This window comes from Acidovorax sp. JHL-3, from assembly GCF_000526295.1.
Lineage (GTDB): Bacteria > Pseudomonadota > Gammaproteobacteria > Burkholderiales > Burkholderiaceae_C > Acidovorax > Acidovorax defluvii.
The window spans coordinates 319324-334312 of record NZ_JAFU01000004.1 but is presented as its reverse complement, the minus strand read 5'-3'; the positions used below and the strand labels follow the sequence as shown (position 1 = coordinate 334312).

The 14989-nt window shown below is 66.1% G+C and carries 8 protein-coding genes and 2 pseudogenes; 6 read left to right on the top strand and 4 right to left on the bottom strand.

Annotated elements, in window-relative coordinates; translation table 11 throughout:
• Positions 1–58: 58 nt before the first annotated feature.
• From K226_RS19175 to K226_RS0116870, 4 genes and pseudogenes are all read left to right on the top strand, one after another.
• Positions 59–1282 (top strand): annotated as a pseudogene (locus tag K226_RS19175) (efflux RND transporter periplasmic adaptor subunit); the annotation flags it as partial.
• Between the two features lie 36 nt (positions 1283–1318).
• Complete coding sequence (locus tag K226_RS19170; RefSeq protein WP_035242139.1) at positions 1319–4426, top strand: MdtB/MuxB family multidrug efflux RND transporter permease subunit; 3108 nt, start codon at positions 1319–1321, stop codon at positions 4424–4426.
• 877 nt (positions 4427–5303) lie between these two features.
• The gene (locus K226_RS0116875; protein WP_024815905.1) at positions 5304–8438 is read left to right on the top strand and encodes an efflux RND transporter permease subunit; all 3135 of its coding nucleotides are present in this window, start codon (positions 5304–5306) and stop codon (positions 8436–8438) included.
• A gap of 56 nt (positions 8439–8494) precedes the next feature.
• The gene (locus K226_RS0116870; RefSeq protein WP_081739447.1) at positions 8495–9952 is read left to right on the top strand and encodes an efflux transporter outer membrane subunit; all 1458 of its coding nucleotides are present in this window, start codon (positions 8495–8497) and stop codon (positions 9950–9952) included.
• A gap of 43 nt (positions 9953–9995) precedes the next feature.
• Here the strand turns inward: K226_RS0116870 and K226_RS19165 are convergent, their stop codons facing one another.
• The 4 genes and pseudogenes from K226_RS19165 to K226_RS0116850 all read right to left on the bottom strand — a co-directional run bounded on the left by K226_RS19165 (position 9996) and on the right by K226_RS0116850 (position 13048).
• Positions 9996–10673 carry a MarC family protein gene (locus tag K226_RS19165; protein WP_035242134.1) on the bottom strand — a complete coding sequence of 226 codons (678 nt, stop codon included), beginning with the start codon at positions 10671–10673 and terminating at the stop codon, positions 9996–9998.
• A complete protein-coding gene (locus K226_RS0116860) occupies positions 10670–12199 on the bottom strand; it encodes a BCCT family transporter (RefSeq protein ID WP_024815903.1) in 1530 nt (509 codons plus the stop codon). Before K226_RS0116860 ends, K226_RS19165 begins: the two co-directional genes overlap by 4 nt.
• Before the next feature lie 424 nt (positions 12200–12623).
• Positions 12624–12821, bottom strand: a pseudogene (locus K226_RS19930) (IS3 family transposase); the annotation flags it as partial.
• A 17-nt stretch (positions 12822–12838) separates the two neighbouring features.
• On the bottom strand, positions 12839–13048 hold the full coding sequence (locus K226_RS0116850) for a DUF6622 family protein (RefSeq protein ID WP_024815902.1): 210 nt from the start codon (positions 13046–13048) through the stop codon (positions 12839–12841).
• A 227-nt stretch (positions 13049–13275) separates the two neighbouring features.
• On the opposite strand from K226_RS0116850, the gene K226_RS0116845 reads away from it, so the two are divergent.
• Positions 13276–14100, top strand: a complete 825-nt coding sequence (locus K226_RS0116845; RefSeq protein WP_024815901.1) for an undecaprenyl-diphosphate phosphatase — start codon at positions 13276–13278, stop codon at positions 14098–14100.
• A gap of 10 nt (positions 14101–14110) precedes the next feature.
• Entirely contained in the window at positions 14111–14971 is an 861-nt protein-coding gene (locus K226_RS0116840; protein WP_238324286.1) for a MipA/OmpV family protein, read from the top strand.
• Positions 14972–14989: the final 18 nt, after the last annotated feature.

Below are 14989 nucleotides of genomic sequence, written 5' to 3'. Positions count from 1 at the left end.
ATCAGGGGCGTTGCGGTGGGTGGCTACCATTGCCCGACTTCACTTTGCCGCGCCTCCCATGCTGTCCCAACGTATTTTTCGCTCCCCGGTGCGTTCTGCTTTGCGCCAGAAAGGACGTGTGTTCTGGTGGTGGTTGCTGGTGGTGCTGGCGCTCGCAGCGGGCGGGGGCTGGTGGTGGAAACAGCGCCAGGCAGGCCCAGATGGGTCCAGTGCCACGGCCGGAGCCTCAACGGCGGGCGCGCGCGGGCCGGGGCGCTTCAGTGCTGGCGGGCAGGTGCAACCGGTGTCGGTGGGCGTGGTGCGGCGCCAGGATGTGCGCGTAATGGTCCAGGCCATTGGCACCATGAGTGCACGCGCCACGGCGGTGGTGCGGGCCAAGGTCAGCGGCGAGCTGACGGCGCTGCATTTCAAAGAGGGCCAACAGGTCAAGGCGGGCCAGTTGCTGGCCGAGATCGATGCGCGCAGCTACCAGGCCGCGCTGAGCCAGGTGCAGGGGAACCTGCAGCGCGATCAGGCGTTGCTGACGAATGCGCAACTCGATCTGCAGCGCTACAAAGACCTGCTGGCCCAGGATTCGATTGCCACCCAGCAGGTGGACACGCAGGCGGCCCTGGTGCGCCAGCTTGAGGGCACTGTGGCTGCCGGACGCGCGCAGGTGGATGCGGCCCGCCTGCAACTGGGCTACACGCGCATCACGGCGCCCATTGCCGGGCGCCTGGGCCTGCGCCAGGCCGACCGGGGCAATGTGGTCGGCCCTGCGGACGCCAATGGCATCGTCGCCATCAACCTCGTCCAGCCCATCGATGCGGCCTTTGCCGTGCCCGAGGCGCATCTGGCGCAAATTAACCAGCGCCTGCACCAAGGTGCAGAGCTGCCCGTGGAGCTGTGGGACCGCGAGCAAAAGCAGCGCCTGGCACGCGGGCGCCTGGGCGCGGTCGACAATGCCATCGACCCCAGCACCGGCACCATCAAGGCGAAGGCCGCGTTTGCCAATGAGGACGGCGGGCTGTTCCCCAACCAGTTTGTCAATGTGCGGCTGCAGCTCAACCTGATACCCAATGCGCTCACCGTGCCGGGCACGGCGGTGCAGAACAACCATGTCTACCTGGTGCAGCCCGATGGCACGGTGACCCAGCGGCGCGTTCGCGTCGGCGTGACCGATGGGGACCGGGTCAGCGTGGACGGCGACCTGAAAGATGGCGACCAGGTCGTGACCGACGGCATCGACCGCCTGCGCGAAGGCACCAAGGTGGGCGTGATCGAGGCAGCGGCCGTTGCGCGCTGAAATCATGCACCGCGCCGTGCCGGCACTGCTGCCATGAACCTCTCGCGCCTCTTCATCCTGCGCCCCATCGCCACCTCGCTGTTGATGGTGGCGTTGCTCATCGCAGGCTTGCTGGCTTACCGGCTACTGCCCATCTCGGCCCTGCCCGAGGTGGACTACCCCACCATCCAGGTCACCACGCTGTACCCCGGCGCCAGCCCTGACGTGATGACGTCCAACGTCACCGCCCCGCTGGAGCGCCAGTTTGGGCAGATGCCGGGCCTGTCGCAAATGTCATCCACCAGCTCGGGCGGGGCCTCGGTCATCACGCTGCGTTTTGCGCTCGACATGGCACTGGACGTGGCCGAGCAGCAGGTGCAGGCGGCCATCAATGCGGGCAGCAACCTTCTGCCCAATGACCTGCCGATGCCGCCGATCTACAGCAAGGTCAACCCTGCGGACGCGCCCATCCTCACGCTGGCCATCACCTCGCCCTCGCTGCCCGTCATCCGCCTCAACGACCTGGTGGAAAACCGCCTGGCACCCAAGCTCTCGCAGGTCAATGGCGTGGGGCTGGTGGCCATTGCAGGCGGGCGCCGCCCGGCGGTGCGCATCCAGGCCAACCCTGCTGCGCTGGCCAGCCTCGGTCTGACGCTGGAGGATGTGCGCACCGTGATCGCGGCCGCCAACGTCAAGCAGGCCAAGGGCGGCTTTGATGGCCCGGCGCGCGCTTCGACCATCGACGCCAACGACCAGCTCCAGTCCGCCCAGGAATACCGCGACCTCATCCTGGCCTTCAAGAGCGGCAATCCCATTCGCCTGCGCGATGTGGCGCAAACGGTGGACGATGCCGAGAACACCCGCCTGGCTGCCTGGGCGGGCACGCCCGAAACCGGATCGCGCGCTGGCGTCATCCTCAACATCCGCCGCCAGCCCGGTGCCAACGTGATCGACACGGTCGATCGCATCAAGGCCCTGCTGCCGCAGCTGCAGGCTACTTTGCCCGCGTCCATGGACGTGCAGGTGCTGACCGACCGCACCACCACCATCCGCGCGTCGGTCGGGGACATGCAGGTCGAGTTGGCGCTTGCTATTGGCTTGGTGGTGGCGGTGATCTTTGTGTTTTTGCGCAGCGCCTCGGCCACGCTCATTCCCAGCTTTGCGGTGCCGTTGTCGCTGGTGGGCACCTTGGGCGTGATGTATCTCGCGGGCTTTTCCATCAACAACCTCACGCTGATGGCGCTGACGATTTCCACTGGCTTCGTAGTGGACGATGCCATCGTGATGATCGAGAACATTGCCCGCTATGTGGAGCAGGGCGAGCCACCACTGCAGGCCGCGCTCAAGGGCGCCAGGCAAATCGGCTTCACCATCATTTCGCTCACCATCTCGCTGATTGCGGTGCTGATTCCGCTCTTGTTCATGGGCGACGTGGTGGGGCGCCTGTTCCATGAATTTGCCATCACCATGGCGGTGGCCATCTTGCTGTCGGCCGTGGTGTCGCTCACGCTCACGCCCATGCTGTGCGCGCGCCTGCTGCGCCACACGCCCGAAGAAAGCCACGGCCGCCTGTACCAGGCCACCGGCCGGTTATTTGACCGCACCATCGCCCACTATGGCCGTGCGCTGCAGTGGGTGCTGAACCGCCGGGGCCTGACCTGGCTGGCCTTTGGCGCCACGCTGGTGCTGACGGTGGTGCTGTATTTGTGGGTTTCCAAGGGATTTTTCCCGGTGCAGGACACCGGCACGCTGCAGGCCACCACCGAGGCCGACCAGTCCATCTCGTTTGCCGCGATGGCCGAGCGACAGCAGCGCCTGGCCGAGCGCATCCTGCAAGACCCGGCCGTGAAAAGCCTGTCTTCCTTCATCGGGGTGGATGGTGCCAACACCACGCTCAACACCGGCCGCCTGCTCATTGACCTGAAGCCCCATGCCGAGCGCGACCGCGCCCCCGTGGTGCTGCGCCGTCTGGCCGATGAGACACGGGACATCGTGGGGATTCGCCTCTATGCCCAGCCCGTGCAAGACCTCACCATTGAAGACCGCGTGGCGCGCACGCAATACCAGCTGCTGCTCTCGTCGCCCGACATGGCCCAGCTGCAGACCAGCACTGCCGACCTGGTGCAGCGCATGCGCGCCTTGCCGCAACTGGCCGATGTGGCCAGCGACCTGCAAAACCAGGGCCTGCAGGCCTTTGTTCAGATAGACCGCGCCCAGGCCAGCCGCCTGGGTGTGACGGTGGCGGGCATCGACACGGCGCTGTACAACGCCTTTGGCCAGCGGCTTATTTCCACCATCTTCACGCAGTCCAATCAATACCGCGTGGTACTGGAAGTGGCACCCCAGTTCAAGCTGGGCCCCGAGGCGCTGAACAGCATCTACGTTGCGTCCAGCGCCGGCAAACCGGTGGCGCTGTCATCGGTGGCCCGCATTGAAGAGCGCAGCATGCCCCTGGCCGTGAACCACGTGGGCCAGCTGCCTGCGGCGACCATCTCGTTCAACACCGCACCGGGCGTGGCGCTGGGCGATGCCGTCAAGGCCATCCAGGCCGAGCAGGCGGCGGCGCGTGAGGCCGGGTTGCTGCCGCTGTCGGTGGACACCGGCTTCCAGGGCGCGGCGCTGGCGTTTCAGGCTTCGTTGTCGAACACGCTGCTGCTCATCCTGGCGGCGGTGGTCACCATGTACATCGTGCTGGGGGTGCTGTATGAGAGCACCATCCATCCGGTCACCATCCTCTCGACCTTGCCCTCGGCGGGTGTGGGGGCGTTGCTGGCGTTGTGGATGGCGGGGCTGGATGTGGACATCGTGGCGGTGATCGGCATCGTGCTCTTGATTGGCATCGTCAAGAAGAACGCGATCATGATGATCGACTTTGCGCTGGAGGCGCAGCGCGACCAGGGGCTGCCCGCGCGGGAGGCGATATACCAGGCTTGTCTGCTGCGTTTTCGCCCAATCTTGATGACGACGCTGGCGGCATTGCTGGGGGCCTTGCCGCTGATGCTGGGCGGTGGGGTGGGTAGCGAGTTGCGGCATCCGCTGGGGGTGACGATGGTGGGGGGGCTGATCGTGAGCCAGTTGCTGACGCTGTTCACTACGCCGGTGATTTATTTGACGTTTGAGGGGTGGGCTGAGAGGTGGCGGGCTCGTAGGGGGGGGGTGTGATGGGTGCTCCTTTTTTTGTAGCTTGCGGCGCTTTTCCTATAAGCGTTGGAGGCACTTTTGGCTTCATGCCTTTGCATGGGGCGGGAGCCGGGGAGTGCGCCCGGCGGCGCAGTAACTTTCTTTTGCTTCGCCAAAAGAAAGTCACCAAAGAAAAGGCGACCCCACTGTCTGCGTCCCTGCGCTTCGCTTCGGGCAACCTGCGGTGCTCGCGTCCAGCGGGGTCTCGCTCGAACTCGCTGCGCTGCGCTTCGCTCAGACTATCGCGAGCCCTGATCCGCTGGCCGCTGCGCTCCTCGGCGCACACAGAGGGGTGTGGGAGCCCAACAGCCGCTCGGGCCATTGCTTCGCTCGGCCCCAACTCATCAGCGCATGTGCCACGCGCTGGGCGCAGCTCTGGCCGGGTCGAGCGCAGCGACGACCCGAATGGTTGTTTGGATGTTCATCCCCTGCTGGCTGCGCCTGCGGCGGGGCGGTTGTGGGGTGGCACGCGCGTCGGAGCGCGCGTGCATCGTGATCTGACTCGCCGTGGCTGTCCGAGCGGCGCTGCGCAGCAGCAAAGCGAGTTCCACGGCGCACCCCGCAACCGCCCCGACGCAGGTTTGCCCCGTAGCGAAGCGCAGGGGTCGCAGACTGGGGGTCGCCTTCTTTTGCCTTCTTTTCTTGGCGACGCAAGAAAAGAAGGTGCGCCGCCGGGCGCATATCCCGGCACCCGCCCTCAAACCAGGCATGCGTCCAAACCAGCGTACAAGCCCCGGATTCGACAAGCTCAACCCGAGCGAACCGCGGCGAGACAGGATGCTATCAGTTCAGTAGCTGCTAGCGCTTATCCAATAAGCGCTAGAACCCAAAAACATCTCAAACCCCAGAGGCCCACCCCATGAGCCTCTCCACCCCCTTCATCCACCGCCCCATCGCCACCACGCTCCTCACCCTGGGCCTGGCCCTGGTGGGCGCCGTGTCGTACTTTTTGCTCCCCGTCGCCCCGCTGCCACAGGTCGATTACCCCACCATCTCGGTCAGTGCCAGCCTGCCTGGCGCCAGCCCCGACACCATGGCCGCCACCGTGGCCACGCCGCTCGAGCGCTCGCTCGGGGCCATTGCCGGGGTCAACGAGATCACCTCGCGTTCCATCCTGGGCAGCACCAGCATCACCCTGCAGTTCGACCTGAACCGCAACGTGGACAGCGCCGCGCGCGACGTGCAGGCCGCCATCAACGCCGCGCGCACGCTGCTGCCCACGGGCATGCCCAGCAACCCGACCTACCGCAAGGTGAACCCGGCCGACTCGCCCATCATGATTTTGGCGCTCACGTCCAGCGCGCTCACGCGCGGGCAGATGTACGACGCGGCCTCCACCGTGCTGGCGCAAAAGCTCTCGCAGGTCGAAGGGGTGGGGCAGGCCACGGTGAGCGGTGGCGCGCTGCCCGCCGTGCGCGTGTCGCTCGACCCGGTGCGGCTGGCGGCCAACGGGGTCTCGCTGGAGCAGGTGCGCGGCGCCATCAGCAGCACCAACGCCAACCGCCCGCTGGGCGCGGTGGAGCGCGAAGACCATTATTGGCAGATTGCCGCCAACGACCAGGCCCGCGTGGCGGCCGACTATGCGCCGCTGGTGCTGCGCTGGCAAAACGGCAATGCGATTCGCCTGGCCGATGTGGCCGAGGTGACCGACTCGGTGCAGGACGTGCGCAATTTCGGTGTGGCCAACGGCAAGCCGGCTGTGCTGCTGCAGGTGTACAAGCAGCCCAGCGCCAACATTCTGGAGGCGGTGGACCGCGTGCGCGCGCTGCTGCCGCAGCTCAAGGCCTCCATTCCGGCGGCGATCGACGTGGAGATCGTCTCTGACCGCACGCCCACGCTGCGCGCCTCGGTCAAGGAGGTGGAGCATGCCCTGCTGATTGCGGTGGCGCTGGTGGTCCTGGTGGTGTTTCTGTTCTTGCGCAACGGGCGCGCCACGCTCATCCCGGCAGTGGCCGTGCCGGTGTCGTTGGCGGGCACGTTTGGCGTGATGTACCTGGCGGGCTACACGCTCGACAATCTTTCGCTCATGGCGCTGACCATTGCCACCGGCTTCGTGGTGGACGACGCCATCGTGGTGCTGGAGAACATCATGCGCCACATGGAGCGCGGCAAAACGGCGCTGCAGGCATCGCTGGACGGCGCGCGCGAGATCGGTTTCACCGTGGTGTCGATGAGCCTGTCGCTCATTGCCGTGTTCGTGCCCATTTTGTTCATGGGCGGCATCGTGGGGCGGTTCTTTCACGAGTTCGCCATCGTCATGTCGGCGGCCATTCTGGTGTCGCTGCTCGTGTCGCTCACCACCACGCCCATGATGTGCGCGGCGCTGCTCAAGCAGCCGCACCGTGGTGCCACGGCGCCCGGCGCCGCGTGGTGGGCGCGCTTCTCGCGCTGGGTGGATGGCCTGCAGGCCCGGGGCCTGCGCGGCTACCGGCGCAGCCTGGCCTGGTGCCTGCGCCACCAGCCGCTGGTGCTGCTGGTGCTGGGCGGGGTGGTGGGGCTGAATGTGACTCTCTACACCGCCATCGAAAAAGGCTTCATGCCCGAGCAGGACACGGGCCGCATTTCGGGCTTCATCCGCGCCGACCAGGCCACCTCGTACCAGGCCATGGAGCAGCGGTTGCAACGCTTTCTGGCCATCGTGCAGGCCGACCCCGCAGTCGAGCATGTCACGGGTTTCACCGGTGGCTGGCAGCGCAACGCGGCGCAGATGTTCATGACGCTCCAGCGCGGGCCGGGGCAGGAGACGTCCGAGGCCGTCATCACCCGCCTGCGCGCGCAACTGAAAGACGAGCCCGGCGCGCGCCTGTTCATGGCGCCCCAGCGTGACATCCGCATTGGCGGGCGGCAAAGCAGCGCCTCGTTTGACTACACCCTGCAGGCCGACGACATTGCCGAGCTGCGCACCTGGGAGCCGCGCATCCGCCAGGCCCTGGCGCAACTGCCCGAACTCGAAGACGTGAACAGCGACGTGTCGGACTATGGCCTGCAGACCACCTTGGTGATCGACCGCGACGCCGCCATGCGCGCGGGCCTGACCATGGCCACCATCGACGCCACGCTGAACGACGCGTTCGGCCAGCGCCAGGTGGGCGTGATCTACAACCCGCTCAACCAATACCGTGTGGTGATGGAAGCCGCCCCGCGCTACCTGCAAAGCCCCGAGACGCTGCGCGGCTTCTTCTTTGTCAACAGCGCGGGCCAGCAGGTGCCACTGACCGCGTTTGCGCGCATCACCACCACCAACACCCCGCTGTCGGTCAGCCACGAGCGCGGCACGCCGGCCAGCACCGTGAGCTTCAGCCTGGCGCCGGGTGTGTCGCTGTCGCAAGCCACCGATGCCGTGCACAACGCGGTGGCCGAGCTGGGCGTGCCCGTGGGAATTCGCAGCACGTTTGGCGGCACGGCGGGGGCGTTTCAGGACGCGCTGGCGGGCCAGCCGCTGCTGATCCTGGCCGCCATCATCACCATCTACCTCTTGCTGGGCATCCTGTATGAAAACCTGCTGCACCCGCTCACCATCCTCTCCACCCTGCCATCTGCCGGGGTGGGAGCGCTGCTGGCGCTGATGCTGTTCAAGACCGAGTTCTCGTTGATCGCGCTCATCGGCGTTATTTTGCTGATCGGCATCGTCAAGAAAAACGCCATCATGATGATCGACTTCGCCCTGGTGCGGCAGCGCGCTGGCCACATCACGGCCGCGCAGTCCATCTACCGCGCCTGCAGCCTGCGCCTGCGCCCCATCCTCATGACCACGCTGGCTGCCATCTTTGGCGCGCTGCCGCTGGCGCTGAACCGGGCCGATGGCGCCGAGCTGCGCCAACCCCTGGGCATTGCCGTGGTGGGCGGGCTGGTGCTGAGCCAGCTGCTCACGCTCTACACCACGCCCGTGGTGTATGTGGCGCTGGACCGGCTGCGCGGGCGCCTGCAGCGCTGGGCGCCCTGGCGCCGCCACCCGTCTGGCGGCCCCAAGCCTGCGCTGCAAGGAGATTTCTGATGGCCACTAAAAACTATTATTTTGATAGCTGCTTGCGCTTATCCAGTAAGCGCTGGATGCCATTTTCGCTTGTAAATTTGGCGCTGCTCACAGCCTGCGGCACCCCGCTGCCCCACGAACGCCCCGCGCTCGACGTGCCCGCTGCCTACAAGCAAGGCGTGCAAGGCAGCGCCGTGTGGCAAACCGCCCAGCCGCAGGACAGCGTGCCCAGCGCGTGGTGGACGCTCTTTGCCGACCCCGCGCTCAATGCGCTGCAAGAGCGCGCCGCCAGCGGCAACCAGAACGTGGCCCTGGCCGTGGCCCGGCTGCGCGCCGCGCGCGCCGCGCTCGACAGTGCTGGCGCCGCAGGCCTGCCCAGCCTGGGCGCCACGGCCAGCAGCACGCGCTCGCGCAGCGGTACCAACGCCGAGAGCAGCGCCCAGGCGCGCACCCGCAACAGCCAGGCATTGGGCCTGAACGCCAGTTGGGAGCTGGACCTGTGGGGGCGCCTCTCGGGCGGGGTGGATGCCGCGCGCGCCAGCGTAGAGGCCAGCGCCGACGACCTGGCCGCCATGCGCCTGTCGGTGCAGGCCACGGTGGCGCAAACCTATTTCGCGCTGCGCGCCGCCGAGGCGCAGACGCTACTGCTGGACGACACCCTGGCCGCGTACGAGCGCAGCTGGCAACTCACGCGCAACCGCCAGCGCGCGGGCGTGGCCTCGGCGGCCGACGTGGCGCAGGCCGAGGCGCAGTACAAGTCCACCCAGGTGCAACGACTCGAAGCGCAGACCAGCCGCGCCCAGCTGGAGCACGCGCTGGCCGCGCTCACCGGGCAGGCGCCGGCCGCGCTCAATCTGCCCGCCACGGCCACGCTGCCCGCACCGCCCGCCGTGCCGGCGCAACTTCCTTCGCGCCTGCTGGAGCGCCGCCCCGATATTGCAGCTGCCGAACGCCGCGTGGCAGCGGCCAACGCGCAGATCGGCGTGGCGCAGGCGGCGTTCTTTCCGGCGGTCACGCTGTCGGGCGCGGCGGGTTACCGGGGCACCGAGCTGGCCAATTTGCTGAACGCCCCCAACCTGTTCTGGTCACTGGGCCCTGCATTGGCCGTCTCACTTCTGGATGGCGGCGCCCGCAGCGCCGCCTTGGAATCGGCCCGCGCCGCGCACGACCAGACCGTGGCGATCTACCGCCAGACGGTGCTGACCGCGCTGCAGGAAGTGGAGGACAACCTTGCCGCTGCCACCGCGCTGGAACGCGAACAGCAACTGCAAACCGATGCGGTGGCCGCCGCCCAGCGCGCGCTGGATGTGGTGAGCAACCAGTACCGTGCCGGCACCGTCGGCTATCTGAATGTGCTGAGCGCCCAGACCACCGTGCTCGCCGCCCGGCGCAGCCTGATCGACGTGCGCAACCGGCGGCTGGCAGCGGTGAATGCGCTGCTCAAGAATGTGGCGGGGCCGTGGGACGGGGCGCAGCCGGAGGGGGCCGGGACGGGCAGCGATAGCACCACGCAGCGGCGGGCGCCGCTGAAGTAGTGCAAGGTCATCGCAAACGGGCGCGGCTTGCGAAAGCAATTACTTACAGCAGCAGACTGAGCAGCAACTCGCTGAGCCCATCCCAAACGATCTGCACGCCCAGACACAACAGGATGAAGGCCGACAAACGCAAAAAAATCACGCTGCCGGCCTCGCCCAGCGGCTTGAGCAACTGCTGGGCGTAACGGAACGCCAGGTAGAGCAGCAAACCGATGGTGAGCAGCGCCAGCACCCCTCCGCCCATGCGGGCCAGGGACAGCGACAGGCGCGTGTCGTTCAGCGCTACGCCTACCGTGATGGCCGCAGCAATCGAGCCCGGCCCGCAGCTGATGGGGAAAGTCAGTGGGTAGAAGGCCTGGCGCCGGGCTTGCTCGGGCGTGTACGACTCGGCGAGAGTCGTGCGGCGGTCGTCGCTGGCATGGCTGGCATTGAGCAGGCGCCATGCCGACGCGGCTACGATGAGCCCGCCGCCCACGCGCACGATGGGAAGCGAAATGCCGAAAAACTCCAGTACGTAGGTGCCCACCAGCATCGAGCCCACCATGAGCGCAAACATGTTGCGCGCGATGCGCCGCGCCAGCAGCGCGCGCGTGCTGGGCGACGCGCCCTCGGTCAGGCTCAGGAAAATTGGCGCTGTGGCCGCCGGATTCAGGATGGGCAGGATGGCGGCGAACACGAACAGGTAGCTTTTGCCCGCCGCCAGCAACAGTTCGGATGTCATGCCACGGGAGGCTGGTCGAGCAAGTTCTTCATGCGCCGACGCAGCGCCTTATCGCGCCTTTGTTCGTCGTCCCAGTCCTCGCGCACGCCGCGCCACAGGGCCACGGCCATGAGCACGATAACCAGCGTGAATGGCAAGGCAAACACGATGGTGGCGGTCTGCACCGCCTTCACTCCGCCAGCCAGCAACAGGCTGATGGCAATGCCTGAGACCAGCAGGCCCCAGATGACCTTCACACGAGCGCTCGGGTTGGCCTGGCCGCCAGTGCTCATCATGCCCAGCACCAGGGTGGCAGAGTCGCCCGAGGTCACGAAGAACACCAGCACCAGCACGGTGGCCACGCCACTGAGCAGGCCACCCATGGGCAGGGCATCGAACAGTACGAACATGGCGGTGGACACGTCGGCACCCACGGCTTCGGCCATTGGCAGGCCTTGCATGATTTCCTGGTTGAGTGCGGTGCCGCCGAATACCGAGAACCACACAAAGGCGGCCAGCGTGGGCGCCAGCACCGTGCCCAGGATGAACTCACGGATGGTGCGTCCCCGAGAAACGCGCGCGATGAACAGCCCTACGAACGGCGACCAGCTGACCCACCAGGCCCAGTAGAAAACGGTCCAGCCGCTGATCCAGCCGCTGTCGCGAAACGGTGTCATGCGCAGGCTCATGCGAACGAATTCGCTCACGTAGCTGCCCAGCGTGCTGGTGAAGGTGTCGATGATGGCCACGGTCGGCCCCATCACGAAGACCGCCAGCGTCAGCAGCGCAGCCAGTGTGAGGTTGATGTTGGAGAGCCACTTGATGCCCTTGGTCACACCGGTGACGGCCGATGCGAGAAACAGCACGGTGGTCACCACGATGATGCCGACCTGAGATGCATCGCCAACCGGCAGACCCAGCAGCGAATTGAGGCCGCTGTTGATCTGCAGCGCGCCCATGCCCAGCGAAGCCGCCACGCCAAACGCGGTGGCGATCACGGCCAGCACGTTGACCACCGGTCCGAGCTTTTTGAGTGGCGCCCACGGCAACGATTCAACCGCCGTGCTCACCAGCGCGGACCCGCCCTTGCGGAACTGGAAGAAGGCAATTGCCAGCGCCACGATGCTGTAGACCGCCCATGGGTGAAGACCCCAGTGGAAGAAGCTGTAGCGCATGGCGGCGTTGGCCGCTTCGGGCGTGTTGGCCGCAATGCCGGGCGGTGGCACACCGTAATGGGAGATCGGCTCGGCCACACCCCAGAAAACCAGGCCAATGCCCATGCCGGCGGCAAACAGCATGGCAAACCAGGACGTGAGGGAGAACTCCGGCTCATCGTCTTCAGTGCCCAGCTTGAGGTCGCCGTAGCGGCTGAAAGCCAGCACCATCGCCAGCACCACCAGGCCCAGCACCACCCACAGGTAGAGCCAGCCGAAGTCGCGTGTGATGACTGCCAGCAGCATGTCGAAGAGCCCGCCCAGCGATGCGGGGGCGATGACCCCCCACAAGACAATGGCGAATATCAGGCCGGCTGAAAAGTAGAGTTGCATGAGGGACTTTCTCTTCAGGGAAAAACGGGTGAAAAATTCAACCCAATGACGTCAGGCATCGAGAACAAACGGTGGGCCGCGCAGGCAAACACCTGCTGCGCACCGCGTCTGACCCGCAGCTTCGTTTCGTCACCCGTTGACGCGCTGGTCAACCTTGTGGGTGCGGTACCTATTGTGCGGAAAAATCCCGGCGCCATGTCAACACCCCCATGTCGGATTGCAGTTGTCCTGCGCGCGCAGCGCTGCGTTGTGGCCTTTGCCCATAGCCCCGGTAGGCGCGGCGGCCCGCGCCTTGTGCTGTACACCGATGATTTTTTGCAGTTCCAACACTTCATAAACCTTATCCTGGCCGAAACCCGCCTCCAATGGACAACGATGCCACAAGGCGTGGCACGTCCGTGTCAGTGGCCATCCGGCGGGAAATGGCCGAACATGATGCCCCAGCGCCCCAGCCCTGGCGGCCGTGCTTGCGCAGCCACACCAACACCGTCGATCTCCCTTGGATCCCGTAGCGCGGCTGCGCCTGCTTGTGTGTCAACTCGCCTTTTTCTACCTGTTCGACCACTGTCAGCTTAAAAGCCAGCGTGTAGTCCCTTTGCGTTCGCTTGGTACCTGATCCCATGATCCTTGCCTTTTCTTTCAAGAAAAGGTGCCGCGCAGCCACTGCAGCGCAACGCCGGTGTCGTGTGCCAGTGCGGGTTGTAAGGCCGGTACCGCGCCCACGATGCACTTGGCGAGCAAGATGCCCAGCCACAGCAGGGCCGCCAGCAGACCCCACACCCAGACGGGCGTGTGTTGGACGATGGCAGGCAGCCTCCGAGGTTGGTGGGTGGCGATCTGGATCCGCATGTTGTGCTCCTGTTGGCGGTGGCCGATGCAGGCAGGGCCTGCAGAGGTTCAAGCACACTGTGCACGGTGGTGTCTGGCCAGGCCAGCACGCTGCGACAGGCTGCAGGGCCGGGGGGTGAAATGCGCTTGCCGCAGCGTGAAAGGCGACGGCGTCCGCGCGCGGGAAGGCGCATCAGGGGCGATGCAACGGATAATTCGCGCTTTATCTGGTCAAAAGGGGCGATCGCGTGGACATTGTTTTGCTGGTCAAGGCCGCCATCATGGGCGTGGTGGAGGGTCTGACAGAGTTTCTTCCCATCTCCTCCACCGGTCACCTGATTCTTGCGGGCTCGCTCTTGGGTTTTGACGATGCCAAGGCCCAGGTGTTCGACATTGCCATCCAGACGGGCGCCATCTTTGCCGTCATCCTGGTGTATTGGCAAAAGATCCGTGCCACGCTGGCGGCGCTGCCCACGGAGCAGCAGGCGCAACGGTTTGCGCTGAATGTGCTGATTGCCTTTGTGCCGGCGGTGTTGCTGGGGCTGTTGTTTGGCAAGGCCATCAAGGCCCATCTGTTCACCCCCGTGGTGGTGGCCAGCACCTTCATCATTGGCGGCTTCATCATCTTGTGGGCCGAACGCCGCCCGTCTACGGCCACCCGTATCCATGAGGTGGAGGACATGACCGCGCTGGATGCCCTGAAAGTGGGCCTGGTGCAGTGCCTGGCCATGGTGCCGGGCACCAGCCGCAGTGGCGCCACCATCATCGGCGGCATGCTGCTGGGCCTGTCGCGCAAGGCCGCCACGGATTTTTCGTTCTTTCTGGCCATTCCCACGCTGATTGGCGCGGGGGCTTACAGCCTGTACAAGGAGCGGGCGCTGCTGACTGCGGCAGACATTCCGATGTTTTCCGTGGGGCTGGTGTTCTCGTTCATCAGCGCCTGGTTGTGCGTGCGCTGGCTGCTGCGCTATATCAGCACCCACAGTTTTGTGCCATTTGCCTACTACCGCATCGTGTTTGGGGTGGTGGTGCTGGTTTCGGCATGGTCTGGCCTGGTGCAGTGGGCGGGCTGATAATGGCGCCATGACTTGCATGCTGCGTATTTGCCGGGGCCTTTGGGGCTGCACTGTGTTGTGGGGCCTGGGCTTCGGTTTGCCTGCCATGGCCGATGAAGCGCCAGCGGCCCCCAAGGCAAACGAGTCAACCAAGCTCAACTATGTGCTGGGCGCCATTGTCAGCAGCGGCCCGGACTATGCGGGTGGCGATGGCCGTTCGGTGCACGTGCGCCCGGCGTGGGCGCTCGAATATGGGCGGTTTCGCCTGAGCACATCGCGCGGCAGCACGCTCATGGGGCACGGGCTGGAGCAGCGCGAATCGGGCGCCACCGCTGTCCTGGCTGAAAACGACCAGTTCAACCTGAGCGCATCGCTGCGCCTGGACAACGGCCGCAAGAGCGGCGATTCGCCGCTGCTGTCCGGACTGCCCGAGGTGCAATCCACCTTGCGCGCCCGAATCAGCGCGGGTTATGCCATCACTCCCCGGTGGTCGGTGGGCGCAGGGTTGTCGCAAGACATTCTGGGGCGAGACGGGGGCGCGCAGCTGAACACCAGCGTGTCCTACACCCTGCCCGTCACCCAGCAGACCCGCGTGGTTTTTGGTGCAGGCGCCAGTTTTGGCGACCGCACCTACTTGCGCGCCAGGTTTGGTGTGCCTGCCGTGGCGGGCGGTGCGGGGCCCAGCCGGTTGCCCGCCTACGAGCCTGGGGGCGGTCTTTACAGCGTTGACCTGGGCGTGGATGTCATGACGGCGCTCAGCCGCCACTGGGTGGTGTGGGGCGGCGTGGGCGCTTCGCAGGTTCAGGGTGACGCGCGCCGCAGCCCGCTGACGGTGCGGCCCACTTCCTTCTCCGCCTCACTGGGGCTGGCCTACCGCTGCTGCCGTTGAGCTGAGCCCGGCGCGGGC

Coding starts and splice junctions, on each gene's coding strand:
- K226_RS0116860 (WP_024815903.1), bottom strand. CDS start 12,199: ATGCAACTCTACTTTTCAGCCGGCCTGATATTCGCCATTGTCTTGTGG.
- K226_RS0116870 (WP_081739447.1), top strand. CDS start 8,495: ATGCCATTTTCGCTTGTAAATTTGGCGCTGCTCACAGCCTGCGGCACC.
- K226_RS0116850 (WP_024815902.1), bottom strand. CDS start 13,048: ATGCGGATCCAGATCGCCACCCACCAACCTCGGAGGCTGCCTGCCATC.
- K226_RS0116840 (WP_238324286.1), top strand. CDS start 14,111: ATGACTTGCATGCTGCGTATTTGCCGGGGCCTTTGGGGCTGCACTGTG.
- K226_RS0116875 (WP_024815905.1), top strand. CDS start 5,304: ATGAGCCTCTCCACCCCCTTCATCCACCGCCCCATCGCCACCACGCTC.
- K226_RS19165 (WP_035242134.1), bottom strand. CDS start 10,673: ATGACATCCGAACTGTTGCTGGCGGCGGGCAAAAGCTACCTGTTCGTG.
- K226_RS19170 (WP_035242139.1), top strand. CDS start 1,319: ATGAACCTCTCGCGCCTCTTCATCCTGCGCCCCATCGCCACCTCGCTG.